This is a genomic window from Nocardioides sp. AN3 (assembly GCF_054653495.1).
In genome coordinates this window covers 1-1,580 of sequence record NZ_BAAIGC010000077.1, presented here as the reverse complement: position 1 = coordinate 1,580, position 1,580 = coordinate 1, and the positions used below count along the sequence as shown (strand labels likewise).

2 protein-coding genes are annotated in these 1,580 nt (G+C 63.5%); both read left to right on the top strand.

The window, feature by feature from the left end; translation table 11 throughout:
• On the top strand, positions 1–332 hold a 332-nt coding region (locus ACYQ1K_RS27850; RefSeq protein ID WP_459986881.1), incomplete at its 5' end, for a hypothetical protein.
• 438 nt (positions 333–770) lie between these two features.
• Positions 771–1,547 (top strand): EthD domain-containing protein, encoded by a 777-nt coding sequence (locus tag ACYQ1K_RS27845; RefSeq protein WP_459986880.1) that lies wholly within the window; start codon positions 771–773, stop codon positions 1,545–1,547.
• The last annotated feature ends 33 nt before the right edge of the window (positions 1,548–1,580 follow it).

The window sequence follows — 1,580 nt, the reverse complement described above, 5'->3', positions numbered from 1 at the left end:
GGTCGGTGTACCGTGCGGAGCGCGTGACGATCGCCCGCATCAGGTGCGCTGGCGTGAAGCTCGTGACTGCAGCTCGGGTTGCGCGCATCGGTGGCGGCAACGCCATCGTCGAGGAGCTTGTCTCAGGCACGACTCGCATAGTCGATAGCGTCGACCGGATCATCATGGCAACTGCCCGACTTCCGATGGATGCGCTCGAGGCTGAACTCCAGGGGTCGGGTGCCCTTGGGTCTATGTGGTCGGTGATGCGTTCTCACCGCGCGGACTTCGTGAGGGTACGTACCAAGGGCACAGGTTCGCTCGGGCAGTCGGCGAGAGCGGATGCCCCGTGATGTCACCGAGCAGCTGTTCGCCCCGTTCCCCTCAAAGATCCCCGCCGAGCGGCAAGTGTCCGTTGACGGGGTCCGGCGACAGTCATGAGGCGCAACCGTGACGCGCTCGAGCGGTTTCCTGCTGTCTCGGCGTGACGGCGTAGGGGCTGTCGACGACGCTTGAAAACGAGGCCATAGCGAGGATGATCGATATGCGGTCGAATGAGGGCGGGACGGACCCGTTAAACGAGTGGCGGGCCGAAGCGACTTTCGGCCGCGTGGCCGACTGCTTCGCCCGACGATCGATCCCTGGATCGCAGTCGCAGCGGGTCGATCACCCTTGACGAAGCTGACGCGTCGATCTAGTGTTGGTCCTACTTTCGGACGACATAGCCCGATTACCGATCAGGTGACGGCTGTTGAGGCCAATCGACGAAGAACCTGTGAAGGAGCCATCAGTTGTATCAACGGGCGTACATAGCGCGGCGCAAGCCTGGGATGTCGAAGGAAGAGTTCATCACCCATTGGGTTTCGCACTACGACGTCGCTCTCGGCATCGAGGAGTTCTGGCCGACGGTGCGCGTCTACGTCCAGAATGATGTGCTTCCCGAGGGTCTTCCGGGCGCTCCGGAGGTGTCCGTTGGCTACGACGCTGTCGGCGAGTTCATCTACGAGGACCAGGCAGCGTGCCGGGCGAATGTCGACGCGCGGGTCAATGGTGGTCATGCGGCCGACGTTGCCGTTGCTCACGCAGATGAGTTCATCACGTGGGAGCCCTATACGGGCAACTTCGGCGGCGAGATCATCGAGCTCGGTGGCGTCAACCGTGCGCCGTTCAAGTTGTTCCGGTGTTTCGCGCGCGCTGAGGGGACCGGCTACGGGACATTCGAGACGGTTCTGAAGCGGTCGGCAGTCGCTGTCGGTGCCGGTGCGTCGCTCACGATCGGCGAGACGTCCACGCTTCCGTTCACGCCGGCAGGCCTGGTGAATCCGCCCTTTGAGGCTGTCTTCACCGTGTGGTTCAACACGCTCGAGGAGGTGTCGGACTTCCTGGCCGGCGACTGGTGGAAGTCGTTTTACGAGACGACGGGTTCCGTGGCGGACCCCGAGGCGTCCTTGGTGCTGGTGGCGCGGGAGAACGTGGTTCACGACCCTCCGCAGCTTGGTGGCACGGGCGGTGGATCGGCTACTGCGATGGATCCGATCGGGCGGACAAAGGCTGTTGCTGGGTCCTGACTTACCCCAGCCCGGGACATGTCGGGCGGGTGT